The following is a 26,118-nucleotide window of genomic DNA, read 5'->3' as shown; positions in this document are numbered from 1 at the left end:
TATCATCATTATTTAGCGACTTCGTCTTTCGATCGTATTAGGGTTAGCACCACGCCATAAGACGCTATACAGCACCAGTAGTACCACAAAAGAAAACAACACCAAGCTACCCGATAAAACATGTGCCGCCTCATAGTTCAGTGCTTCAACATGATCATAAATTTGAATCGATAATACTTTGGTTTGCTGAGGGATATTTCCGCCAATCATCAATACCACACCAAACTCACCCACCGTATGAATAAAACCCAAAACAGCCGCAGCAATAATACCTGGGCGACTCAAAGGTAATACAATCGAAAAAAAACGATCCGTAGGGCTAGCCCCTATTGTCGCTGCAACCTCTAAAGTTGCTTTGGGGATCCCCTTCATCGCTAAATAAATAGGCTGCACCACAAAAGGCAGCGAGTAAATCACAGAAGCAACCACGAGGCCTGTAAAACTAAAGAGTAAACTCGGGATATGCACGGCCGTTAATACGTGACCAAGCCAGCTTGAAGGGCTGAGTAATACCAGAAAATAAAACCCCAAAACCGTTGGGGGTAAAATAGCTGGCATAGCGACCAAAGCAACAATCGGCGCTTTAAACCATGATTGGGTTTGCACCAACCACCATGCTAGCGGCGTACTCACAACAATTAATATCCCAGTCACAGTACTGGCTAACTTAATAGTCAACACAACAGCAGCCCAATCATCAGCACTAAGACTCAACATATTGCACCTTGTCTGCATTTACCCTCCAGTCAGCACTTGAGCGCTCGCCACAACATAACAAGTGAGCCGATTTCTGATTGCACACCATAGGCTCATCGTCTGGTGTAATCATCAGGTAGCCCCAATTGGCACGCAATATTGCCTGCGCCTGGGCACTGAGCAAAAACTGCCGAAATGCATTCGCCACCTCAGCATTCGCCCGCGGTAAAATAACCCCTTGCTGTAAAATAGCCGAATACATTTCCTCTGGAATATCCCACAACCACCAATGCCTCATACCCCGCCAATGCACTGCATTGGTGAGCGGTGTAATAGTTTCACCTTTGATTGACGGTAATAATGAGGCTGCTATGAAGCCTGCATCAACACTGCGATTATTAACATAATGTGCTACTTGACTGATATTTTCTGCATTAATGAATTGCGTTTTTTTTGAGGCTAGCGCTTTGTGTTGTGCATTATGTTGATTCGTATCTGCCGTATCACTCATACGCTCTAAGACTTGCTGCGCAGCTATGCCGTAAGGTGCCACCAAAGGGTTAGCCAAAGCAATGCGCTTAGCAGATGGTGCATTTAACCACTCTAGCCACGCTGATGTTCCCGCCCGAGCTAAAGCCTTTTTACTCACCAGCAAGACTAATTGCCCGCGAGCGTAAGTAAAGGCGCATGTTGCAATACCCTGCTCAATAAGCGCGCGTGGTTTTTGTGTATCTGCCGATAAAAACACATCGAAGGGGGCACCGCGTACTATTTGCGCATGCAACTTGCCCGAAGAACCACTAATAATGGTAATTTGATGGCCTGTTGTACGCTCAAAAGCCGTGGCAAGTTCTTTTAATGGCTCAGCAAAATTAGCCGCGACCGCGACGCGTAGCGCCTGCGCATAAACATTACCTGCCTCCAGAAGTAAGTAAACACTCACACACATCACAAGCTTTATCAAAATAACTAACTCCTTAAGCAATTGATACTCAATACAATCACACAGTGAAAAATTGAACCTATAATAAAGGTAACTATTCCGCCAAGCTGACAAACCTCATCTTATAGGGTGCTGATGGGTTATTACTTGGGTATTTACGTGCCGAGCCCTGCAGGGAAAGCAAGGATTAGACAGTGCGCCTGCATAAATATCTGCAAGATAAGGCTTGGCAGGAGCACAGGCTCGAAAAACGCAACATCGAGAAGCAAGAAGTCGCAAAAAGCTTGAGCAACTCGGCCAATGATTCAGGAGTTGCATAATTTCGATGCCACCGAATAGTTATTAATACAGAAAGAATTATGCACCACACCCAACGAGATACGCAGTAAAACAATGAAATATCCAGCGTTTATTGACGATACAACTTATTTGAGTATGGATGCGTCAGCATCGGAAACCGAGCAACTGCGCGCCATGCTGAATAACTTGACGCGCGTACATCTATTAACCGCCAGCAAATTCGAGAGCTTCGATGATTTAATTCACGAATACATCACCTCTGGAATTGAAGTTTTTGGCCTAGAGACAGGTATTGTCAGTGAAATAACGGGTAACAGCTATCGCGTGTGTGATGTTATTAGCCCGATTACCCTACTCGCAAAAGGCCAAACCTTTGAACTTGAAGACACTTACTGCCGAGAAGTCATTAGACACCGACAGGTGCTAGGGTTTCCCAATGTGGGAGTTTTAGACTACATGAGCTGCCACCCAGTCTACCAAAACCTTCAGCTAGAAGCCTACTTATCGGCTCCTATTTTTGTCGATGAAGAGCTATTTGGCACTCTCAATTTCACCTCTACCGCCATTCGCTCACAAGGTTTCTCCATCCATGAGCGCAACTTAATCGTGCTCATGGCCGATGCCATTGGTGCATTTATTTTATTACGCAATAAAGAAGATCGCTTATTAGCGCTCAATGAAAAGATGAAGCGCTTTGTCGGCTATGTTGCTCATGATCTACGCAACCCCCTAGGCACAATTATTGGCCTAGCCCAGATGGCCTGCAAGCACAACACTTCCACAAAGCGCATACAGGCCATTATTCACAAAATTCTTACCCCAGCCGAAACCGCCTTAGAATTTGTTAATACTATTTTAGAAAACGCGGCACTCAGTACCGGTAAGATAACACTCAACCAAACAACATTTGCAGCGCATACATTACTGAATAACGCCTGCCATGCTGTGGCCTACTTAGCCGAGCAAACAGATACTCGACTAAAATTGGTTGCTAAGCCCAATATTATGGTCATTGGGGATGAGCATAGATTACAGCAAGTACTCATTAATTTACTAACGAATGCCATTAAATATTCTCCCAAGCACTCCAGTGTCATTCTAAGTGCACAACCCTCTACTCTCGATAAAAACAACATTACCCTTTCTATCTGTAATGCGTTCTCGACTCAAACCCAAATGGCACCGACAGACAATCATTTAATATACGGCAGCGTAGGTTTTGGATTGGATATTGCTCAAGAGATTATTCACGCTCATTACAGCGCATTAAGTATCAATCAAGAAGATGGCACATACATTTGCCAGTTTGATTTACGCAGACCTGAACCTGAACCCTCCTAGAAAATGGCCATTAGATAGAGTCATCAAAAATCACACCTACATACAATACAATAATATTCATTAAAAACAGCCTTAGTATCAAAACAGTAATGCCAGCCATGTTTAATGAATGATTAGGTCGCTCAAGCCATCTGCGACGTTGCTCTTCTGGGCCTTGCTCTTCTCGACTTTGTGCTCCATCAAGTCTCACTTTGCCTATCCCCCTATACAGCTGCAAAGCCGGCCCACGTATCCATGCTAAGGCTGGGCGCAATATAAAATGAGATTTGTCGGCTTAACAGAATAGTGCATCATCAATAGCGATGCGAGCAAAAAGTAACACAGTAATATTCAAAGCGGGCAACACCCAAAACATTGATCACCACCATAAAATACTGAATATGAGCATTTCTTTACCCTATCATAGGCGCTTAATCGAGTACTCGATGAACAGTCACACGCGATACACACCACCTATTGAGCATTACCCCTTTATTAGCGACGCACAAATTAAATAGCCGCCAAAAAAGACAACTAGCCGAATCAAAAGGAAATAAAAAACATACTATTAAATATCAATATGGAATATGTAAAGGGATTATGCGCGCTTAAATAGCGATTTCAGCGTCAAATAAATGACACCATCGCGTAATAAAGGCCATAAAACAGCATAAACCCACTTTATAGTCAAAAAAACACAAAAAAATCGCAAAAAAGGCCTACCTAGGTCATATGTTCCTTTTATACTCATTCCAATATTGTTAAAATGACCAACAGTAACATACGTAACACATTTAACAACTGAGAGCCTCGCAATGACTAAATCACTCCTTTTAAAGTCACTACCTGCCTTTTGCTTAGTGGTGGCAAGTGCACCGTTATCTGTACTTGCAAGTGCTGCTAGCGAAGTAGAAATGGAACTCGCGCAAGCACACAACATCGTCCAGTCTTACCGTGAATTACGCGATTCTTGTGCCAATGGTAATTATGATAAGCGCCGCGAATGCGTAAGAGCACTCAGTAGCGCAAGCGAAGAATATCGATCAGCAAAAAACGCCATCGCCAAGCATGAGCAAAAAAATAATACAAAAATTGCCTCTTACTAATCACCACCATTAATACTTAACCCGCTATATATCACATAAGCGGTCAAAGTATTCAACAAACAGCGCACCCCAAGGCGAACAAAACGCCTACCTACACCTCAGCTTTATACACCTCGACTTTATTTTCTAAAAAATCTCATTTTGCACATCACTATGCCCGCCCCCCTGCTTAATAATGAATATTCTTGCAGGATGGGCACCACAATAGCTGGGGCATAATGCATTAAAGTCCTGCACTTCGGCCTGATTAAGTAACCTAAAATGCAATTTAAAAATACCGTAAAAGTAGAATAATCCGATTAAATATCCACTTAACGCTCACTCGCACAGGCTTGCTCTACCGCCCATAACCGCCGGCTAAATAAAAATATTATAAAAACAATCACGCTTGCACTACTTAACACATAAAGTGTTTGCGTCATATTCATGAAATGTAAAATCAAGCCACAAGCCAAGCAACCCAAGGGTGCCGCACTGAGTAATACCATTTGATATAAAGCCACTGTGCGCCCACGCTCATGCTCGCGAACAATTGAATGCAGTACAATGCGACTCATAGATGCCGAATAACCCGCTGTCACTCCCCATAAAAAAATCAAGCCGTAGCTACCCCAAAATGTAGGCTCACGAGTAATCGCATAAGCAATAGCCGCAGTGTACAGCAAACAAAACAGCATACCCTGCCCGGGATACTGCTGGGGTTTACGGTAAGCATTACTCACATAAACCACCACAGCACCTAGGCTAAAGACCCCCTGCATAATGGCATAATGTAAATTATCAAACCCCCAATGCTGAATACCCAATACAGGAAATAATGCTACCGCGAACCCCATATGCATAAAGCCATTAAAAGCGCAAAGCGCCAACAGGTGCCGCAATACACCATTAGCTTTAAATAACATCATCAAATGGCTTGTACTATTTTTTACAGATTGATCACTGACAAGCGTATCGCAGGTTGCGCTATCAGGGAGTGTGTCACGTATCCGTACAGCAGAAGACGGTTCAATGAAGCCCCAATAAACGGCCGCAAGCGCCATTAAAAAACTCTGCAAAATAAGTATTCCTGTCAAACCCACATCATCAATAAAACCAGCAATCATCGCGCCTATTGCTACACCCAAAAATTGAAAGGCGCTGCCTAGTGCTAGTGCTTTTTGTAAGCGATTAGGTAACAGCTCAACACATGCCTTATCTTTAGCCGGCAAAAAAAATGCTGTTATTGCGCTTGTAAAAAGTGCATACAAAACAAAAATCACGATATTAAACCACCATGCAAGCACAACACCCACAAGCAATAAATGACTGACGCACAAGCCTGTAGCCGTCCACTGCGCCAATAACGTCGGCCTTATTGTATCTGCCATGCGACCAGCTATTGGCAATAATGCCACTTGTACCAGCAGCATAGCTGCCACTAAAGAACCCACAGCAATAGGCGATAATGATAAAATATCGATCGCTAGCCAAGTAATCACAACCCACTGCGCACCATGGCTTATATAGGTCAAACCAATCGCGGGGTACAACGTGCTTTTTAACACTTAAATAAAACTCCAATCGTTAATAAAAATATACTTTTAATGCCTTTATCATTTAAAACGACACAATAAAAATCTCTCAACTTGTCACTATATTAGCCAAGCTGATAAGCCTCACCTAATGGGGTACTGGTGAGTCATATTCTGGGCATTTGTGCCGAGCCTTACAAGAAAAGCAAGGGCTAGACAGTAAGAAGCAAACTCTCGAGAAGTACAAAGTCGTAGATCGCTTGAGCGGCCAAGTCGATAATTCATGAGTGCCCAATTTCAGTATCTCTGAATAATGATCTCAACTCAGCCAATGTGTTAAAACCTCTGGGCAAAAAGGCCAATAAAGCAATGCCTGGGTGGTGGTATTTTCTAATACCGGTATATGCTCACCAAAGCGTTCAACCCATTGCTCAGCGTATGCGCCTTCAGTAATATCAATTTCAGTCAATTCAATACTAAAATCGTATTGTAAATGCTGAATAATGACTTTGGCTTTCTCACACAAATGGCACCCTTGCGTACCATATAAATTCCACTGATGCGTCACTCTTAACCTACCTACTCACGCTGATGAATTATGCAAAATAATCGGTAGTAATTCGTCTAAACTCTGGATACACCAGCCCCGCCCCCGATTGTTATTTAACTGTGTGTGCTGTGCAGCACTAACGCCCCCTGTACGATTTAACCACACACTTTTAAAGCCTGCATTCAAAGCACCTATAAAATCTTTTTGATAATGATTTCCGACATACCAACACTCTGTGACAGGTTGTTGTGCCTTATGAGCCGCCAAGATAAATATTTTAGGGTCTGGTTTGGGACAGCCCACTTCTTGCGGAATTGTCATATGCTCAAAAAAAGACTCTATCGCCAACTGCCGTAATTTATGGCGCTGCTGAGGCGGGCCATCAGTAATAATCGCCTGAGAAAAACCCTGATGCTTCAATGCATTTAACACCGGTAATACATCATTAAAAGTGCGCCAATGCTGCTCATACACAGACTGATAACGGTCATACCATTGCTGTGCTCGATATGCATCAAGAACCACCCCCATAAACCGACTTACTCGCTTTTGCTGCTGTTCAGCATAACTCAGTTCACCGCGGTGGTACTGCTCCATATATGTAGAGGTCAGAGTATCCCATAAGGTAACAGCACACGCCGCAGAAGGAAATGACCGATCAAGCAGTAAACAAAAATCTATGATTGCGGCATTTTTAGCCCCCTGATAATCAAAAAGCGTATCGTCTAAATCAAAAAAAATAGTGGGTGATTTCATGGCTCACTCAATTGTTTTTTTCATCTAAAATTTAATATTGTCATGATTATTATTCAACCATAAAAAATCATACTCAATAAATAAAAATCAATTATTGGCTAGCTACTTAGTGCCTCTCTTACAGAAAAATGCTAGATCTAATAGCATGCCATATCACAGTAGCTATCTCATATTCAAAATAGCCACAGGCATTAACCATTAAAAACAACTGTTTTATGGCCATTTAATAAAACGCGCTGCTCGGCATGCCAGCGCACCGCGCGACCCAGGACAACTGCTTCGATATCACGGCCTATTTCAACGAGTTTATCGGGTGTTTGTGCGTGCGATACTCGCTCTACCGCCTGCTCAATAATAGGGCCTTCATCTAAATCGGCTGTTACAAAATGTGCCGTAGCGCCAATAAGCTTTACACCGCGCTCATACGCTTGATGATAAGGTTTAGCACCTTTAAAGCCTGGTAAAAATGAGTGATGAATATTAATCGCCTTACCACTTAATTGTGCGCACATATTATCGCTCAGTATTTGCATATAACGCGCTAAGACTAAAAGCTCACTACCCGTTGCTTTGAATAGCTCAAGTATCTGTAGCTCTTGCTCAGCTTTGGTCTCTTTAGTCACAGGCAAATAATGAAACGGCACACCGTACCACTCACATAAAGGCTGCATCGTTTGATGATTCGATAAAACACCAGTGATCTCCACCGGCAGTGAACCTTGTTTTTGGTTGTTTAGTAAATGATCAAGGCAGTGCCCCCATTGGCTCACAGCAATTAGCACCTTAGGTTTAACTGCTCTATCGTGTAGCGACCAAGCCATTGCGTAACGTTCGGCTACTGCTTTAAAGGCGCTTTTTACAGCTGCAATATCTTTAGGTCCCTCAACCGACTCAAAAACCGTACGCATAAAAAAACACGATGTATGCACATCTTCAAACTGTGACGACTCTCTAATGTTAAAACCCTGCAACGAAAATAAATTAGCGACCGCCGCCACAATACCTGGGCGATCCTTACAGCTGAGCTTAAGAATCAGCGAGCTAGAAGCTGTTGGGCTGGGCAATACGTTAGACATAAGCGGTCTCAAAAACAAAAGGAGTGAACTAAAAGGTATTCCATTCTAAAGAAAAGAACGCCAAGCGTCTAACTCAACGGCGCCACCGACACGCTGCACCAAGGCCAACCCCATGGAATGGCCCGCTACGCAGAGTGTCCAGCAGGCCAGCTGGCAAATAACAATGCAGTGCCAGCTTTAGTGACCGCACCTCGAACACAAGATCAAGCCAGAAGTATTTCATATATGACGCAAATCACAGTGCGGTACATCGAATACTCAAGTGCCGCACTAACATTCCACATTGAAGGCTTGACGCTAGACTTTTGAATACCCTTAAGCTAGCTTCGCCAGTCAGCGCTAGTATTAGCATGATTGCTACTTTTGACCCGATCACCTGATTTTACTGTGGGAGTACATTATGAATCAGCGAGCACCTTACAGCCTTAAAGCACACCTTAAGCCCTACATAAAACCCTCTGTATTCGCTTTACTGGTTATGAGCTTACACGCTTGTGTTGCCAATAATGGCGGTGATAAAGTCAGCACGTCATCATCAAACAATACTGCATCCTCTTCTGTGGTTGCATCTTCAAGCAGTGCGCCAATTATCATTAATGAACCACCCACAATCAGTGTGTCGGCGGTATCTTCTCTTAAAATTAATCGCGCTGGTGTTATCAGTACTAACAATCGCGCCATTGTTGCCACCGTCGCAGACGCTGACAGCAATATCAAAAAGGTAGAGCTTTCTATTAATAATACACCAGTGGGCGCAGCCCTTACTGCACCACCTTATGAGTGGTCTGAAACGGTTTTTGCCGGCTTACCTAACGGTGAGCATACTATCAAGGTGACTGTCTTTGATATCGACACCAATGTCTCGGCCCAAACAACTGTCTCACTAACGGCCAATCAATTACCCACTATTAGCTTCAACAATTTAACTCACCAGCAAAGCTTCGATATAGGTTCAAGTGTCGATATACGCATAAATGCCGACGACCCTGACGGAAGTATTGCCTCAGTCGAACTCTTTCTAAATAACAACAGCTTAGGCGAAAAGGATCAACCGCCGTACGCTTGGCTAGCAAGTGATTTAATGGAGCTGGCATCAATAGATGACGCTGGCGACTATCACGTTAAAGTCAAGGCCATTGATAATGACAATGACCACGTCATAAAAAACATTAGCTTCACCATTAATGCACCCACTAAGGCCTTACAATTAGGTGAAGTTTTTAGTCCCGATGTATTTGCTCCAGGCCCCCATGGCGGCTGCTATATAAAAACAGATCAAACAGCGCAATGCTGGGGTAGCGCCTACGTGCTTCCGCGCGACTGCTCACCGCACGGTGAGGGTGTCTGTACAGGCCGTGGTATTGCACCCAACAATTTAGGCAAGGTAACAGCGCTATCGGGCGTTCATACTGGTGCGTGTGCAGTGCTGGATACACCACGTAACAATGGCAGTAACTTACGCTGCTGGGGCCCTGAAGTCTCACTCAAAACGCCCACTTGGAACGATACAATAACTGTTTCTGGTGGTGACCGCCATGCCTGTGCCCTGCGTCTCAACGGCGACGTAGCGTGCTGGGGCACAACGCACATAGATGAAAAAAATAACTATAGCGCCGATTGGGCCGGTAAATTCCCACAACCACCCGCCAACCTCAAAGCAAAAGCTATTGCATCGAGTGATAACTTAGCCTGCGCTATCAAAGAAGATGACACCTTTATATGCTGGAATGGGCCTTACTCCACAGACCCAGTACCAACAATGCCTGACAATTTAAAAGTGAAGGACATTGCCGTAGGCGGCGAACGCCGGACTCGTGATCATGTTTGTGTCATTAAAATGAATAATGCCCTTAAATGTTGGGGCGACGCCAACAACTCGGCCATCAAAAATTATACTGCAGGCCTTAAAGTTAAAAGTATCGGTGCAGGCGATCAAATCACTTGCGCTGTAGGTATTGATGGCACAGCACAGTGCTGGGGCCTAGATATGGACGGCGTGACAATTCCGGGCAATAACTTTGCCGAAGTTGGTGTTAATAAAGACAGGGCCTTTTTTGTCAAAGAGGATGGTTCAATAACACGCGCTGGCAAGGCATACAAAGCAGAGAAAGAACTACCTGCCAACGCCAAAGTTTACGGTTACTAAGTATTCACGTTAAAAATATAAGCCCGCACGTCAAATCTAACATTAGGCAGTAAAGGTAAAAAGCCTACTCCAAAAGAGTAGGCTTTTTTTATAGCTATCTTATTTTTTTGATGAGTTATCAATTGCGCTCAAAGGTCAGGTCGATGGCTTGGCTACAGTTCGCCGGAAAGGAATAAGCTTTAACGTTAATGCCGTACCTAAGAGCGTCACAATCATTCCTGCGACCAGCCTTAAACTCAATGATTCGTCCAATAAAAAAATCCCCCAACTAATTGCAAAAATCGGTACCAACAAGGTGACATTTGACACCATAAAGGCGCTAGATTCTTTCATGATTTTAAAGTAAATAATAAAGGCGATGCCGGTCGATGCAACCGCTAGTAATAACGCACTCGCCCAAGCTTGACCACTAGGGTTACTTGCAGGCCAAAAGGCCATACCAGGAATAATAAGCATGCCAGTAGAGGCTAACATACTGCCCACAGTAATTTCAGTGGCACTAAGGTGCCCTAAAGCATGCTTGGTATAATTACCTGCAAAACCATAAGAAGTCGCAGCCAACAAACCTGCGGCAACAGCCCAACCAGTCCCTTGACTGCCAAAGCTCATTTTGTCAGCCGATAAAATAGCGACGCCGATAATCGCAATAACTAAGCCTGCACCCTGACTGGGTTTAATCGTCGAGGCAAAAAATAATGCTGCAATCAGTGCTGTGAAAACGGGTGTCGTCGAGTTAATCAGTGATGTAAAGCCAGATTCCAAAGATAAAGCGGCATAAGATAGCGCAACAAAGGGAATAACGTGGTTAGTCAGGCCCAATATAAGCAAAGGCTTAGCATTATGAGCAATACAACCGAGCAATTTTTGACTAACAAAAAAGGGGAGTAAAGCCAGTACACCCACGCCCATGCGAATAAAAATCAAGCTGACAGGGCCAAACTCTGGCGCACCGACTCTCATAAACAAAAAAGATGCACCCCATAAGGCTGACAATACAAGTAATAAACTAAAGGATTTGGGTGACATTAAAGGGTATCCAAATGAGGGAGAAGGGTCATAGTTTACCCGCAATAGCTGGCTCTACGCACTCTAGATAATGTGCGCACAGAATAAAGGAGAAATAAGAAAATCGCTATTTGATATTCAGTGTGCGCTTGAGGGCGATCCGACGCAATGAGCGTTATCGTTGAAGCTAAAGCCTTCCGATCAACTAAAAAGGCATCTAGCCATGTACTCCATTCTATTACTCCCCCCTTAACGATGCGCCCAGAATTATTAGACACCAAAAGACAGACACAACCTAATCATATTCTCAGTTGAGCTTGTGCCAAATTGCCTTACACTAATGTTTTCACTCATCTAGGCTTATTTATGTTTGATCTCCCACCAATAGAAATTGAAACTGCCGTTAACCCTAGCGCTGCTGTTATTTGGCTGCATGGATTGGGCGCCAATGGTAATGATTTTGTACCCATAGTACCTGAATTAAATCTGCCTAATGCGTTAGCCGTACGCTTTGTATTCCCTAATGCGCCGCATTTACCAGTGACGATTAATGGCCATTACTTTATGCCGGCATGGTATGACATTCTGTCGATGGATAATGGAGGGCGACAGATTAACGAGCAACAATTACAGCGCTCAGCAGATTATATTACAAGCCTTATCGAGCGTGAAATTACACGAGGTATTCCTAGCGAGCGCATTGTTTTAGCGGGTTTTTCGCAAGGCGGTGCTGTGGTTTATCATGTTGCAGCGCACTACCCAAAACCTTTGGCCGCTGTACTAGGGTTATCGACTTACTTCCCTACTGCAGCTTCGGTCACTTTTGAGACTGTCAATAAGGCATTACCCATCGAGATTCACCACGGCAGCCAAGATGCCGTAGTACTAGAAAGTTTAGGGTTAGCGGCCAAACAAACTTTTGAAGATAATGGCTACACAGTAGGCTACCGTCGCTACCCTATGGAACATACAGTGAGTCCCGAGCAAATACAGGATATTGGCCGCTTTTTGACTAAAGTTTTAACCCAGCATTAAAACTTTACACCTAAAACTTGACCCCCTGCCTTAACCGTGTTGCCGCGCGCGATAACCCTGCGTGGTGATACCGGTTGAATAGATATCTGCAGAGTATGCCCCGTAGCTCAAAGCACAGCGCCTAGCGCTCACTCTCGATACAACGCTGCATTGTTACCCTTTGCAATCCAATACTCGCAAATAATTCGCTCGGGAGTATTTAGGGCTTTTAAACCATTCAAAGATACCGAAATGCAAGCTCATGAATCATTGGCTGCGCCGCTCAAGCCAGCGCCTGAACGGTGTGTGCCGGCAAAGGCTAAAGGAATTCATGATTTTTCAGCTCATCAATAATTTTACTTAAGCCATCACTTGATTGACAAACCAATTAAATACAACTGATTATTGTTTTTATTTCTATTTGCGTATGATTATCATTAAGGTTAATATGCGCCAACATTTTACGCGGTGCTTAACTTATGCAAACGATCAACACTTTTTATTACGGGCTTGTTTTTACAAGTGCTTTACTTTTGTATGGCTGCGGTTCTGGCTCTAGTAACAAGCCCGATACCACTGAGACTACTGAATTTCCAGAAAGCGCTATTGATAACGTTGCACCTAGGCTTACGCAGTTATCGCCTGACAATAATGCCAGCGTGCATTCACGACTTGTCACTGTTCGGGGCCGAGTAAGCGATGATAATGCACTCACCTCTGTTGTTATTTCTTATAACGATGAGCGTATTATTGCCAGCCTAGAGGGTGATCGCTTTAGTGCCGTGATTGAGGCCACCGCAGGAGCTAATACTTATTCCGTAATTGCTACAGATGAGGCCAATAACGAAGCGATCGCTAGCGAAACCTTTTATTTTGGTGCCCGCGCCAGTGCTGGCGGTGCGCATTCTGGGGTGATAAAAAATGCAAACATTTACACTTGGGGCCGCAATAATAAAGGGCAATCTGGCTTGGGATTTATCTCGAGTATTAATGATGATGCCGCCAACGCAGAAGGCGCGCATCCTATTATGCCTACATTAGTCCCTGTGCCTACAGCCAACGGTGAATCCGTTAAAATGGTATCACTGGCGTTTAACCAAAATGCATCCAGCGCTTTAGATACGCAAGGTAATGTATGGAGCTGGGGCAACGGCAGTGACGGTCAATTGGGCCTTGGTGCAGCTGGCGATAACGTTATCGATGAAGCCGGCCATACAACACCACAAAAAATTCACGCCATAAGCGATGTTATAGCCATAAGTCGAGGCAGTGCGCATTGCTTACTATTAAAAACGGACGGCACTGTGTTTGCCTTTGGCCGCAACCAAGAAGGCCAGCTTGGTGATGGCTCTCATAACACTCACGATAGCCCTGTTAAGGTGAGCGGCTTAACCAATATTGTTCAAGTATCAGCCTCTGCAAGCTCGTATGCAATTGATGGCGATGGCAACTTGTGGGCATGGGGTAGCAATCGCTACGGCCAACTTGGCAATGGTCTAGTCGACGATAATGCTCACCCAATACCCACTCAAATTCTGATTAATGAACCTGTAGTCAGTGTTGCTAGCGGTAAGGGGCATGCTCTAGCTTTAACAGCCTCAGGGGCGGTATATGGCTGGGGTTTAAATGCAAGCCACCAAGTGGGACCCCATACATGGGGCGAAAATATACTAATGCCTCAATTACTACCTTGGTTTGATGACGTAACCGCAATTTGGGCCAAAGGTAATCAAAGCTTTATACAGCGTGAAGACGGCAATATTTACCCTTGGGGGCAAAACATGCTTGGCACACTCGGCATTGAGAAAGATGGCGATATTGCGCAACCCGACAGTCCGATTACCGGTTTAGATAATGTTATTGATTTAGGTAATGGGGCCTTGCACACCTTGGCTATGCGTAGCGATGGTGAGTTTTTTACTTGGGGCTGGAGTTTTGAGGGGTCTTTAGGTGGCGGTGAAAGTACAGCCAACTTATGGAGCTACCGGGTTCCTTTATTGGTGTCTTTTTCTGAATCCCCGTAGCGCTGAATCAATATTGATTCAACCACTATTGAATACCGAACCCCATGGACTCATTACCCGTTAGTCAGTAACTCAATACATCCTTATGTGACAAAGCACTTTTTATATTTAGTGCTTTAAAGCTCTGTAAATTCATGCTTGTATGAGTGCTGAATTCGGAGGTTTTTAATTTTTATCCGATTCTATTTTTTATGCCTACAATATATTCGCAAACATATTTTGTTTTTTTATTCATAATGTACGGTTTATTATCGGCTTGCGGTGCAGGTGGTAACGCGTCAAATGTTGATAAAACAATAACACTTGACGATTTTATATGGCCACCTGTTGCAGGTAATGCAACGGCGCCTTTTAATTCAGCATTTCCTTTTTTACAATTTATTCCAACACTCGATTTAACACAATTAAAAACAGCCTCACAGGGGCGCGAATTTTTTATCGGTCGCTGGACTGCAGCGCCAGGGCCAAGGACACTATTTGACGGCTTAGGACCACTAAGTATCGCCTCTGCCTGTGCTGATTGTCATTTATCAGCGGGCCGTGCAGCCAGCTTGCAAGCAAATGGCCAGATCGGTGTAGGGCTGCTATTTAGGCTAGGTGATACACAAGGTAACCTCGACCCTTATTATGGCGGGCAATTACAAACAGCCGCTACAATAGGGCTGAGTGAAGGTCAAGTAAGCTGGTCATTTAATGACAGTGACCAACCGATTTTTACCCTACTCACCCATGGGCCTGCCTTAGCCCAAGGTATTCATTTAGGGCCCCGCTTATCCCCTCAATTAGTGGGTATTGGATTATTAGATTTAGTGCCTCCAGAAGAAATTTTAAACCTAGAGGATCCCGACGACCAAAATGCTGATGGCATTTCAGGACGCGCACATTGGCTAGAAGTTGAGGGGCAATTGATGCTTGGGCGCTTTGGCTGGAAGGCGATGCAGCCCACCTTAAGACACCAAAGTGCCGGTGCCATGCAGCAAGATATGGGGCTTACCACAAGCATTAACCCCACCGAGCCCTGTACCATGCAACAAACAGTGTGTGCCGAACAGCCCAATGGTGGTACCCCCGAAGTATCAGATAATACGTTAGCGGCTGTTAATGACTTTTTAACCTTACTGGCTGTGCCAGAGCGCCGAGTACAAAACGCTCAACAGTTTAATCAAGGCGCAGATATATTTGAAAGCATCGGTTGCGCACACTGCCACCAGCCCACGCTAACAACAGGGCAATCAAAAAAGTATCCGTTGCTGTCACATCAATTGATATACGCTTACACCGATTTATTACTACACGATTTAGGTGAGGCGCTTAGCGATAATGTACGAGAAGGTGATGCTGATCCCAGCGAGTGGCGTACACCGCCTTTATGGGGTTTGGGCTTGGTTGAAGCTGTACCCGGCTCTCGCTTTTTACACGATGGCCGAGCCCAAACTCTTGAGCAAGCCATTTTATGGCACGGTGGCGAAGCTTTACAAAGTCAGCAAAAATTCAAGGCACTAACAGCAGCGCAACAGCACATCTTATTGGCCTTTTTACGCGCCATTTAATACCACCAAATAAAGAACACGCACACCCAACCTAGCCTCTGCCCAATATGGGCTTGGGCGGCTAGATTGGTTTTTATTCGTAAGCCAGCTGCAATCCAAGTTTTTAAGGCTTTAAAGTTTACTATCGTGCTATAACACCCAAAACGATTCACACATAAAAATCCTAATAGAATAATTATTATAAAAATAAAGTTCACAGACTATTGTCTGTTCTGGTCAATAATTCCGGACACATTTCTCTGCCACTTTTTGAATAAAAGGAGTGAAGTCGATCATTGTTGTAATCTTTCATATACAGAGCAACGCCTTTGCTCATGGTTTTACGATTATGCATCGGCACTTTAAAAATCCAGTCACACTGTAAACTGCCAAAGAAACGCTCAACGACAGCATTATCCCAGCAGGCAACAACATCGCCCATTGATGCGCGAATACCATAACCCTACGTTATTTGCTTTGGATTATTTATGCCTTTTATTACATTAATGCCTTGTTAGCGATTATTTTGGCATGGTGATACAATAGTCGATAAAGCTTAGTGTCGCTTTCTTTTTGTCATGCCTGCCTAAGAAGATTGGCAGTATGCGTTAAATACGCATGTACGGATCTTCGCTGGAGGGGAGTGAACTACGCGAGCTATATCTTTACGGCGATCTCGCTTTAAGCCGGGTGTCATCAAGAATGGCGCGGCGACGTCAATGAATTTACTAATGCTGCGGAAGGCAGGACGTCTTGAAGTGTGCAAATTTTGCCTGAGCATATACCCTAGCGCAATAATTAACTCGTGTTGATAATCAGAATTAATAGTGCCATAATTCCGCGTATTTTAGTACTTTCAGATATTCGTGGCGGATTGTTAAAGTAGGTGTTTTTAGGATGAACGCCCTTGTGTTTTTGCTCGCTAATCTTAGCCAAGTATTTATGCGCCGCTTATGCAGGCGTTAGCTATACAATGATCAATATAAGGAATAGCGATCATGTCACAAGATCTAGCCAAAGAAATTTTTAATATCAAACAGACGCAAAAATGGCTAATAATTTATTGCATCACAATGACAATTATTACCATTGCTGGATTTTCTTTTGGTAAATTTACTGTTAAAAATTAAAAATTTGATGAAATTGATGTTCAACGAATAAACTTTAAAGAACCTGATGGAACTATTCGCCTTACAATCTCTAATCGGACTTTGTTTCCTGGAGCATTTATTAAAAATAAAGAGGTTGAACACCCGAGACCGATGGCTGGCATGCTTTTTTTTAACGATGAAGGAACTGAGAGCGGGGGGTTAATATTTAATGGAGCGTTAAATAATGAAGGAGTAGTATCTAGCGGAGTTAGTTTGACATTTGATAGATATCAGCAAGATCAGCAAATGCAGCTGCTTGGAGTTGATGCTGGAGGCGAGCATTTTGCTGGCTTAACCTTTAGTGATGTAGCTGATGGTATTGAACGACCTGTATTTTCGGATAAAGACAGTCAGCTTGCTAAAGAGGGAAATTACGCAATAACTAAACGTGTATTCCTTGGAAAAACAGCGACTAAAAACTCATTACTTAAGTTGATGGATGCACAAGGTAAATCTAGAATTGAATTTAAAGTAACACCAGAAGGCGATTCTACGATAACTTTTTTTGATGAAAATGGTAAACCGTTAAAAACTATTACAGCAAACTAAACATCGGAATCTTTCAAGCTCGCTGTCATAAAAAAGTTAATCAGTTGTCAATTTTTCAGGCTTCAGCGCTACGCTTTTAATAAAATCCCAGTTGCGTGTATCGCGAGACCAGCGAGTAGAGTTTTGTGCTTTAGCCGCTTCGTAGAGTTCCTTGCGCTGTATTAATATCTCACAGTCTTCGCCCTTGTGGCGCTGACTGGGTGTCACATATTGAATGCCACTATGCTGATGCTCTTCATTGTACCAACAGGGTAATCCCACTTAAATTTAAATCCGCTGAGAAAGAATTGATAGCAGTGAATCATCATCCCATCCTGCTGCTTTTCTCAACCCTTTTAAACTCACTTTTCGAGACCATTGAGATTGAGCAGCCCGCAATTTATTCATCGCAACATGTTTAATCATCGCCATATTCTCGGCAGCATTTTTCGTGCGGATGCGACTGTCATCTTCACGAAATACGACATCCAAAACCCAGTGAAGACTATTTTCAATAGCCCAACAGAGAAATTCAGGACACCCCAAACCCTAAAGGAGCCCATAAGGTGCTTACTGCATAGACCCTTTGCCGCAGGGAAGCGGCAATGGAGCCTATAGGGATATATCCACGGCGTGTCGACGCAGTGAGTGCCTTATGGGCGATTTACTTCAAAGCCCTAAAGTGCTGGCTCTGCACATAACTGGCTTTTTAAGCGGGGACTGATCCGCCAACCTTATCTAACGTTAAATCATAAAACACTGAATAAGAAAACATGACGCAACCGGACTTTAAACGAGTGCCTGTCCCAGAAAAACGTCGCCCATTATGTTAAGCTCTGAAAAAAACCTTCAAAGCGACCACTCACATACACAGAGTCTCTTCTGGTTTCCGTCAAACAAAAATTATATCCGACATCGCATACGAAATACTCAAAACCAAACCAATCAAAACTCAAAATATTGGCCAAGAAAACACCGCTAACTTTAACTAAAATTTTGTCAGGGTATGTATTTATATAGATATAAAAATCTGTACTTTTAAAGCATGTAGAAAATTGAAATTCATACTTATCAAAAAAAGACCAAAATCTATCACTATCGATTTCGGAAGCATCAAAACCCTCATAAACCAACATCAAAGAGAGATCAACGAAAAATTCTTCATGAATTTTTTTGTAACACTTACTCTTCTCATCTAAAGTCATAACGTCTTCAAAAGCAATTTCCTCAAAGTACTTTAAGAATGAAAAATAAGTGCCCCTAGAATCAATCTTGTCATTAATCATCCCAAATCCTCAAGAATAGACTACTAATCACTACCAGAAGATGGACCTGTAAACCCTTTTCCAGTTCGAGTAGCAGGGATTTCACTATCTATAAGTATATGGCCCTTAAGGCTATTAGGGTTGCTTTCCCTCAGGCCATTACTATAAACCTACATGCGGTTCATGGGGGCCTTGAACAGGCGTGAAAGCACCTGTTTTCTTACTACACTTTGCCTGCTCCGCTTTATTTATGGGGTCTTGCCGAGCGAATTTCTGCGTCAACACCGTACCTTTATGTAAGGGACGAGGAGAAAACACAAAAAGCCACTTACCCCGGACTATTTGCTATCTTCACGCCCTCTCACCGTCTTAGTCCGCAAAATGGCATAAACTATACCGCCAACAACGCCCGTTGCTATGCAAAAAAGATGTAACTGCTCGCTACTAAGCCAGCCCAAATACGCATTGTGTAAATGCAGGGGCGCCCAGGGTTGTACATCGCTATGCATCACCGCATCGAGCAGCACATGGCTAAAGGTGCCAATAACAGCCGACATTAGCGCGACAGGCCAAGTGATGGATACCTTCCAGTCTTGATTAAGACCAAAACAATGCAGCCCCACCAGCGCCAAATACTTACCCGTGGTAGCCGCCAAAATAGCCAATAGCGTTGCACCTACAAAAGTATGCGAAAAGCCATGCAAATGACCCTCACCACTGAGCATAACCAGTAACGGCTGAATATCCATCACTATTTGCGCCCAACCAAAAACCATTAAACTAAAACTGCCCTGCAACAAAGCTTTAATAAAAATACCTGGGCCCATATGGAAGGGGGTAAACGGCATAGCCATCTCCTTAGGTGCTAATAAAAGCATCAGCTTAACAAACATAAGCCCGCCACCAAAACACTGGTTATTCACCCATTATTTTGTTAAAGCCAAGCTATTTACACCAATATACTCAGGCCCCCATCAAGACAAGAGGGCGCCAAGTTCGTATACTCCACCCTTACTCTTTTTTTACCAGCCAAATAACCGTAGGTCATTGTGGATAAAATCATTGTTCAGGGTGCTCGCACCCACAATCTTAAAAATATCGATATCGAACTCCCGCGCGACAAGCTCATTGTGATTACGGGTTTATCTGGCTCGGGCAAGTCATCGCTAGCCTTTGATACCCTGTATGCCGAGGGGCAGCGACGCTATGTAGAGTCCTTATCGACCTATGCTCGCCAGTTTTTATCGATGATGGAAAAGCCCGATGTTGACCATATTGAAGGCTTAAGCCCTGCTATTTCTATCGAGCAAAAATCAACCAGTCACAACCCGCGCTCAACGGTGGGAACAATTACCGAAATATACGACTACTTACGCCTGCTTTTTGCGCGGGTTGGTGAGCCACGCTGCCCTATTCATGATGTGCCTTTGGCCGCGCAAACCGTGTCACAAATGGTCGATACCGTACTCACCCTGCCAGAGGGCACCAAGCTAATGTTACTAGCGCCGGTAGTACGCGAACGCAAAGGCGAGCACGTGCATGTGGTGCAAGGGCTGATACGTGACGGTTTTGTAAGAGCGCGTATTGATGGCCAAGTGGTAGATTTAGATGACGCCCCTAAGCTCGATAAGCGCATTAAGCACACCATTGAGGTGGTGGTTGATCGCTTTAAAGTACGTGACGATCTAAAACAGCGCCTTGCCGAGAGCTTCGAGACAGCTCTACGCCTTGCCGATAACATTGCCACTATTGCCTATATGGATGCCGAACAAGGCGACACCGAGCAAGATCAGGTATTTTCGGCTAAGCATGCCTGCCCGCACTGTGACTACTCAATTGTTGAACTAGAACCACGGCTATTCTCTTTTAACAACCCCGCCGGCGCCTGTCCCACCTGTGATGGCCTAGGTGTAAAACAGTTTTTTTCCGAATCACGTATTGTTGTTGACGCAAGCGCCTCGCTGGCCGATGGCGCTGTAAAAAGTTGGGACAAGCGCAATCTGTATTATTTTCACATGTTAATCTCATTGGCGGAGCATTATGCCTTTGATGTCGAAACCCCTTGGCAGAACCTCACAGCCAAACAAAAAAAGGCCGTACTTTATGGCTCGGGTAAAGAAGTTATCCAATTTAATTATGTCAATGAGCGCGGCGATGTTCACAAGCGCAACCATACCTTTGAAGGAGTTATACCCAATTTAGAGCGCCGCTTACGCGATACCGAATCTAATTCAGTGCGCGAAGAGCTGAGTAAATTTTTATCGACCCAAACCTGTCCCGAATGCGATGGTGCCCGCTTACGCAAAGAAGCGCGCAACGTTTTTATTGACAATCGTCAAATAGATCACATCACCGATTTACCCGTGGGTGAGGCCCATGCGTATTTTTGCCAGTTAAAATTTAAAGGCGCGCAAGCCAAAGTGGCCGATAAAATTCTTAAGGAATTGCGTGAGCGCTTTCAATTTTTGGTGGATGTTGGTTTAAATTATTTAACCCTAAATCGCAGTGCCGATACGCTATCGGGCGGTGAGGCGCAGCGCATTCGCTTAGCCAGCCAAATTGGTGCGGGGCTGGTAGGCGTTATGTACATTTTAGATGAGCCCTCTATTGGCTTACATCAACGCGATAACGACAGGCTCTTAAAAACCCTTAGCCACCTACGCGACTTAGGTAATACCGTGATTGTGGTCGAGCATGATGAAGATGCCATTCGCCTAGCCGACTATGTGGTTGATGTGGGCCCTGGCGCTGGTGTACATGGCGGTGAAATTATTGCCAAAGGCACCATAGAGCAAATTAAACGCAGTCGTAAATCGCTAACCGGCGCGTATTTGTCAGGCAGGAAATCGATTGCCATACCCACCGTACGTACGCCCGTAAAAGACGATCAATTTTTAGTACTCGAAGGGGCCACGGGCCATAACCTTAAAGATATTACCGCCAACATTCCCGTCGGTCTAATGACCTGTATCACCGGTGTTTCGGGCTCGGGGAAATCCACTCTCATTAACGGCACGCTATACCCGCTAGCGGCTACCGCACTTAACAATGCAACAACCTTAACCGCCCGCCCACATAAAGCGGTGCATGGGCTCGATTATTTTGATAAATGTGTCGATATCGATCAAAGCCCTATTGGCCGCACACCGCGTTCTAACCCTGCCACTTACACCGGTATATTTACCCCTGTGCGTGAGTTATTTGCTGGCACACAAGAGGCCCGCGCACGCGGCTACAAAGCCGGACGCTTTAGCTTTAACGTAAAGGGTGGCCGCTGTGAAGCCTGCCAAGGCGATGGCATGGTAAAAGTCGAAATGCACTTTTTACCCGATGTGTATGTAGAGTGCGACCAATGTAAAGGCCAGCGCTATAATCGCGAAACATTAAGCGTTAAATACAAAGGTAAAAATATTCACGAAGTACTCGGCATGACAATAGAAGACGCCGTAGAATTTTTTGATGCCATTCCTTCTATCTCTAAAAAAGTACAAACCTTAATGGATGTAGGCTTAGGCTACATTTGCCTAGGGCAGTCGGCCACAACGCTTTCGGGCGGTGAAGCTCAGCGGGTCAAGCTCGCCAAAGAGCTCTCTAAACGCGATACCGGTAAAACACTGTACATTTTAGATGAGCCCACAACCGGCTTGCACTTCCATGATATACAGCAGCTCTTAAATGTCTTGCATCGCCTACGCGACCACGGCAATACCGTTGTTGTGATTGAGCATAACTTAGATGTGGTTAAAACAGCGGATTGGGTGATTGATATAGGCCCAGAAGGCGGCAGTGGTGGTGGCCAAATAATTGCTGCGGGTACACCTGAAGATATCTGCACAGTAAAAGCCTCGCATACCGGGCGCTTTTTAAAACCCATGCTCACCCCCAAAGAAAAACCCAAAGCTAAACCAAAAGCCGCAGCAAAAACAAAATAATACAGGCGCTTAATGGGCGTATCTTTATTATCGCTCCATTACACACGCTTAATGAACAGCCAGCCGCATTTAACCCTGCGGCTCTTAACACCGAGGCGAATATGACACCCGAGCAAAAAACACAAATAGAAGCAGCGACTTTTCAACGTTTACTGCAACACCTAGACGACAATAAGGACGTGCAAAACATTGAACTTATGAACCTTGCCAACTTTTGCCGTAACTGCTTAGCCAAATGGTATAGCGCAGCCGCCACCGAGCAAGGCCTAGACGTTGATTATGAAGCAAGCCGCGAAGTGGTTTACAAAATGCCTTACAGTCAATGGAAAGACAAACACCAAAAACCCGCAACCCCCGAGCAACTCGAGGCCTTTAACAAACGCCAAAAGTCATAATGGTAGCCACTCACACACTAAAAAAGGTCGTTAATTAGCGGCCTTTTTTTATGCCTATCTGATACTAAAAAATATATCTCTGATAATCGCCTGACTCATTAACATTCACGACTTTATGACCCGATTTTTTACGGTATTCAATTTCATTACATTGAGAGGTTTTTTGATTTTTTAATAAGATACCCATTTTAAAACATTTTATTACTAGGTAAAAATAACACCTAAAAATGTTTCTTATTTTTGCATGAGTACCACTAAAAAAGGTTTTCTATTTATGCCGCAATAACCTTAAAACTTCAAGAGCAATAATTATGTCAAAACGACAATAACTTTTTTGATAATAATTACTCCGCAATTTAGGCGCGTCAACACAGCACCTAAATACTCGATAGTCACCCTCAAAGACACTGCCACCAATATAATTTGTATAGGCATAAAAATAGCGCTACCCATCATTTTTTTTGGCAACAAAGCAAAGTACTAAAAAGTGTTTTATTTATGCACATATATAAAACAGAATTTTTATTTTTTAATATTATATATAGCCTAAAAAATGAGCCTAACATCAAAAATTTAATATTTAAATCATTGTGATTTGAGAGAAAATACTCAAAAAATAAAATCACATATAAAACAAATGTAAGAGTAAGTATTATTTATAAAGCCCTGACCTATTTTTATTTCAATGTAAATCACCCACATCAATTTGTGCTTATCCTGCTTTTGGGAAAAAATAATGCGAATACTTAACGATATGCTCTTCCGCACGGCTATATTCACCGCCGGTATCACTCTCGCGGGGTGTGTAGCCACCCCAGACCCAACGCCAGAGACCTCAAGTAGCGCTGATGGCAGCTCAAGTATCACTCGCTCCAGCCGCTCCTCTGTCGGTGTTTCTTCTAGTCGTTCGAGCCTAATACCTGTCAGTAGCTCAAGTATCATTAGTCAAAGCAGCGTAAATTCAATACCTTCTTCGAGTGCAAGTAGCCATTCTGATGATGCAACTGATACAGATGATGAAGAGGATAGCAGTGCACTAATTAAAGGTGAGCGCCTCTATTCTGAGCAGTGCTCGTTTTGCCACTACGACGGCGAAGACGCCTACCGCCAAGCCATTGCAGCAGGCGAAGCCAGTACTGACTCAAAGTCTTTGATTGACCTCACGCGTTGCGCCGGCCTCGATTGCAGCACACAAGCAACACTAGCAGCTTATATTTTAACGGATATGCCTAAAGGTAACCCAGCAGGCTGCGCGAATGATTGCTCACAAGAAATAGCCAAATATATTTTATCAGGCTACGAAAGTGTGAAAAGTAATGAAACGCCGCTTTCGCCTTTACGCCGATTAACCCACGAGCAATATATCAATTCCACCAAAAAACTGCTTAACTTTGGCCCTCTACTCGATACGCCTATTGGCAGTGATGGCTTGCCCGGCGCACCTAAAGTAGATGCCGAAAGTAAATTGCCCGGCGAAACCGAACTCGAAGGCTTAATTAATATTGCTGATACACAAAAAGTTAATGCGCAACTGGCTAGTGGGTATTTTGAAAATGCCGATACACTGGCTAAAATGTTTGTAGAAGATTTAAATTCAGATGCAGCCTATAAAAGTGCTTTAGGCTGCGCTAACAATCTTGATGAAGCCACATGTGCAAGCAACTTTAGAAAAACATTTTTAGAAAGCGTTTTAAGAAGACCCGTTAGTGCGGCAGAATTAGCTGAGTTTAAAAAGGTTGAAGACGACGTTAAAGGCCTTTATCCCGACGAAAACAAAAATGAAAAACGCAAGTTAGCCTTAAGGGGTTTTTTAATTGCCGCTTTGGTTTCCCCTGAATATATCCACCTCATTGAGCGCGGACAAACGGATTTCAATGGCGGTTTAAAATTACGCCAGATCGAAGTGGCTAACCGCTTAGCTTACCTACTCAGTAATTCACCACCGGACCAGCCATTATTAGAGGCAGCAGCGAACAACAGCTTATATTCCGCTTCGGTGCGAGCCGAACACTTTAACCGCTTAATTAATAAAGATGGCGGTAAAGATAATATTCAAGCCATACTAACGCGCTGGTTAGGTATTGACCTTAGCGGTAACCAAAAACAGCTCTTAAAAGCCCTTGCTCCAGATACCGCAAAAAGCTATGTACACCAGCAAACGTACAAAGATAATGCCATGGCTGCATTAGATGCATTTTTGAAAAACTGGCTAGCAAACAATGAACCCTTTGAGAGCTTTTATTCTGGCTCAGTAAGAACGCGAGCCGTACGGGGTAAAACGATTACAGCACCTTTAGGTATTTTTGGCTTACAGGCCTTTATTGGTAGTCATACCACTGATACCCCATCGCCAATTACTCGTGGTGTGTTTGTCGCGCAGCACTTACTGTGTGGCGAGCTTCCCCCGCCACCTGCCGTAGCCGCGCCTAACCCAGACGATCGCCCGCCAGGCCAAACCGTTAAAGAATGGCTTCAAGCTGCACATGCGGGCCCAGGCTGTGTTGGCTGTCACGATACTATTGATAACTATGGATTCCCATTCCTCCGTATGGATCGATACGCGGTATACGATAACAGAAGCAATATTGATGATAGTGCATCACTTGTGACCATTGGTGACCTATCGGGCGAAGTGAACGGACTTGAAGATTTTGCCAAAAAAGTCAGTGAAAGCAAACAAGCACAAACCTGCATGGCCAATCTTATGTTTAGGCATGTATATGGCCGCTATGAACATAAAACCGACAAACCCAAAATGGATACCATTGTTGATCAATGGCGCTCAGGCTCTAATGGCTTGTTCGATTTATTAGAAGCTTTAGTCAAGTCTGATGACTTTATCACCTTGGTCCATCAATAGGAGTACAT

The 26,118-nt window shown here is 44.0% G+C and carries 23 protein-coding genes and 1 pseudogene; 11 read left to right on the top strand and 13 right to left on the bottom strand.

What is annotated here, in order from left to right:
* Positions 1-12: 12 nt before the first annotated feature.
* Both modB and modA read right to left on the bottom strand, forming a co-directional pair.
* Positions 13-717 carry a molybdate ABC transporter permease subunit gene (gene modB, locus AC438_RS07590; protein WP_202904724.1) on the bottom strand — a complete coding sequence of 235 codons (705 nt, stop codon included), beginning with the start codon at positions 715-717 and terminating at the stop codon, positions 13-15.
* A complete protein-coding gene (gene modA, locus AC438_RS07585) occupies positions 704-1,660 on the bottom strand; it encodes a molybdate ABC transporter substrate-binding protein (protein WP_156317030.1) in 957 nt (318 codons plus the stop codon). Before modA ends, modB begins: the two co-directional genes overlap by 14 nt.
* A 372-nt stretch (positions 1,661-2,032) precedes the next feature.
* On the opposite strand from modA, the gene AC438_RS07580 reads away from it, so the two are divergent.
* The gene (locus tag AC438_RS07580) at positions 2,033-3,280 is read left to right on the top strand and encodes a GAF domain-containing sensor histidine kinase (RefSeq protein WP_053980649.1); all 1,248 of its coding nucleotides are present in this window, start codon (positions 2,033-2,035) and stop codon (positions 3,278-3,280) included.
* 10 nt (positions 3,281-3,290) lie between these two features.
* Here AC438_RS07580 and AC438_RS07575 read toward each other — a convergent pair whose 3' ends face one another.
* Positions 3,291-3,470, bottom strand: coding sequence for a hypothetical protein (locus tag AC438_RS07575; protein ID WP_053980648.1), 180 nt, complete (start codon positions 3,468-3,470; stop codon positions 3,291-3,293).
* A gap of 604 nt (positions 3,471-4,074) precedes the next feature.
* Here AC438_RS07575 and AC438_RS07565 point away from each other — a divergent pair.
* On the top strand, positions 4,075-4,365 hold the full coding sequence (locus AC438_RS07565; RefSeq protein WP_053980646.1) for a hypothetical protein: 291 nt from the start codon (positions 4,075-4,077) through the stop codon (positions 4,363-4,365).
* Positions 4,366-4,676: 311 nt separating this feature from the next.
* On the opposite strand, the gene AC438_RS07560 is transcribed toward AC438_RS07565, so the two are convergent.
* From AC438_RS07560 to purU, 4 genes are all read right to left on the bottom strand, one after another.
* The gene (locus tag AC438_RS07560; protein ID WP_053980645.1) at positions 4,677-5,912 is read right to left on the bottom strand and encodes an MFS transporter; all 1,236 of its coding nucleotides are present in this window, start codon (positions 5,910-5,912) and stop codon (positions 4,677-4,679) included.
* A 286-nt stretch (positions 5,913-6,198) separates the two neighbouring features.
* Positions 6,199-6,447 carry a glutaredoxin family protein gene (locus tag AC438_RS07555; RefSeq protein ID WP_053980644.1) on the bottom strand — a complete coding sequence of 83 codons (249 nt, stop codon included), beginning with the start codon at positions 6,445-6,447 and terminating at the stop codon, positions 6,199-6,201.
* A 15-nt stretch (positions 6,448-6,462) separates the two neighbouring features.
* Complete coding sequence (locus AC438_RS07550) at positions 6,463-7,185, bottom strand: HAD family hydrolase (protein ID WP_053980643.1); 723 nt, start codon at positions 7,183-7,185, stop codon at positions 6,463-6,465.
* A 191-nt stretch (positions 7,186-7,376) separates the two neighbouring features.
* Complete coding sequence (gene purU, locus AC438_RS07545) at positions 7,377-8,261, bottom strand: formyltetrahydrofolate deformylase (protein WP_053980642.1); 885 nt, start codon at positions 8,259-8,261, stop codon at positions 7,377-7,379.
* A 117-nt stretch (positions 8,262-8,378) separates the two neighbouring features.
* Here purU and AC438_RS07540 point away from each other — a divergent pair, with 117 nt between their 5' ends.
* Both AC438_RS07540 and AC438_RS07535 read left to right on the top strand, forming a co-directional pair.
* The gene (locus AC438_RS07540; RefSeq protein ID WP_053980641.1) at positions 8,379-8,570 is read left to right on the top strand and encodes a hypothetical protein; all 192 of its coding nucleotides are present in this window, start codon (positions 8,379-8,381) and stop codon (positions 8,568-8,570) included.
* A gap of 91 nt (positions 8,571-8,661) precedes the next feature.
* Complete coding sequence (locus AC438_RS07535) at positions 8,662-10,407, top strand: Ig-like domain-containing protein (protein ID WP_053980640.1); 1,746 nt, start codon at positions 8,662-8,664, stop codon at positions 10,405-10,407.
* A gap of 135 nt (positions 10,408-10,542) precedes the next feature.
* Here the strand turns inward: AC438_RS07535 and AC438_RS07530 are convergent, their stop codons facing one another.
* A complete protein-coding gene (locus AC438_RS07530) occupies positions 10,543-11,433 on the bottom strand; it encodes a DMT family transporter (RefSeq protein ID WP_053980639.1) in 891 nt (296 codons plus the stop codon).
* Between the two features lie 345 nt (positions 11,434-11,778).
* On the opposite strand from AC438_RS07530, the gene AC438_RS07525 reads away from it, so the two are divergent.
* The 3 genes from AC438_RS07525 to AC438_RS07515 all read left to right on the top strand — a co-directional run bounded on the left by AC438_RS07525 (position 11,779) and on the right by AC438_RS07515 (position 16,000).
* A complete protein-coding gene (locus AC438_RS07525) occupies positions 11,779-12,447 on the top strand; it encodes an alpha/beta hydrolase (RefSeq protein WP_053980638.1) in 669 nt (222 codons plus the stop codon).
* A 458-nt stretch (positions 12,448-12,905) separates the two neighbouring features.
* Positions 12,906-14,450, top strand: a complete 1,545-nt coding sequence (locus tag AC438_RS07520) for an RCC1 domain-containing protein (RefSeq protein WP_053980637.1) — start codon at positions 12,906-12,908, stop codon at positions 14,448-14,450.
* 191 nt (positions 14,451-14,641) lie between these two features.
* Positions 14,642-16,000, top strand: coding sequence for a di-heme oxidoredictase family protein (locus tag AC438_RS07515; protein WP_156317029.1), 1,359 nt, complete (start codon positions 14,642-14,644; stop codon positions 15,998-16,000).
* Between the two features lie 259 nt (positions 16,001-16,259).
* On the opposite strand, the pseudogene AC438_RS07510 reads toward AC438_RS07515, so the two are convergent.
* Positions 16,260-16,439, bottom strand: a pseudogene (locus AC438_RS07510) (integrase core domain-containing protein); the annotation flags it as partial.
* 811 nt (positions 16,440-17,250) lie between these two features.
* On the opposite strand from AC438_RS07510, the gene AC438_RS07505 reads away from it, so the two are divergent.
* Complete coding sequence (locus tag AC438_RS07505; protein WP_162230708.1) at positions 17,251-17,679, top strand: hypothetical protein; 429 nt, start codon at positions 17,251-17,253, stop codon at positions 17,677-17,679.
* A gap of 36 nt (positions 17,680-17,715) precedes the next feature.
* Here the strand turns inward: AC438_RS07505 and AC438_RS07500 are convergent, their stop codons facing one another.
* The 4 genes from AC438_RS07500 to AC438_RS07485 all read right to left on the bottom strand — a co-directional run bounded on the left by AC438_RS07500 (position 17,716) and on the right by AC438_RS07485 (position 19,771).
* On the bottom strand, positions 17,716-17,940 hold the full coding sequence (locus tag AC438_RS07500) for a hypothetical protein (RefSeq protein ID WP_053980634.1): 225 nt from the start codon (positions 17,938-17,940) through the stop codon (positions 17,716-17,718).
* A 6-nt stretch (positions 17,941-17,946) separates the two neighbouring features.
* Positions 17,947-18,204 (bottom strand): ISAs1 family transposase, encoded by a 258-nt coding sequence (locus AC438_RS17420; protein ID WP_053980633.1) that lies wholly within the window; start codon positions 18,202-18,204, stop codon positions 17,947-17,949.
* 278 nt (positions 18,205-18,482) lie between these two features.
* Entirely contained in the window at positions 18,483-18,944 is a 462-nt protein-coding gene (locus tag AC438_RS07490) for a hypothetical protein (RefSeq protein ID WP_053980632.1), read from the bottom strand.
* Positions 18,945-19,261: 317 nt separating this feature from the next.
* A complete protein-coding gene (locus tag AC438_RS07485; protein ID WP_053980697.1) occupies positions 19,262-19,771 on the bottom strand; it encodes a hypothetical protein in 510 nt (169 codons plus the stop codon).
* 201 nt (positions 19,772-19,972) lie between these two features.
* Between AC438_RS07485 and uvrA the strand changes: the two genes are divergently transcribed.
* The 3 genes from uvrA to AC438_RS07470 all read left to right on the top strand — a co-directional run bounded on the left by uvrA (position 19,973) and on the right by AC438_RS07470 (position 26,110).
* Entirely contained in the window at positions 19,973-22,855 is a 2,883-nt protein-coding gene (gene uvrA, locus AC438_RS07480; protein WP_053980631.1) for an excinuclease ABC subunit UvrA, read from the top strand.
* A 101-nt stretch (positions 22,856-22,956) separates the two neighbouring features.
* A complete protein-coding gene (locus tag AC438_RS07475) occupies positions 22,957-23,250 on the top strand; it encodes a DUF1244 domain-containing protein (protein WP_053980630.1) in 294 nt (97 codons plus the stop codon).
* A gap of 736 nt (positions 23,251-23,986) precedes the next feature.
* Positions 23,987-26,110, top strand: a complete 2,124-nt coding sequence (locus tag AC438_RS07470; RefSeq protein WP_053980629.1) for a DUF1588 domain-containing protein — start codon at positions 23,987-23,989, stop codon at positions 26,108-26,110.
* Positions 26,111-26,118 lie beyond the last annotated feature (8 nt).

This window comes from Marinagarivorans algicola, assembly GCF_001292705.1.
Taxonomy (GTDB): Bacteria; Pseudomonadota; Gammaproteobacteria; order Pseudomonadales; family Cellvibrionaceae; genus Marinagarivorans; species Marinagarivorans algicola.
Note: the sequence above shows the minus strand (reverse complement) of the source record. Positions and strands in the feature narration are given on the sequence as shown.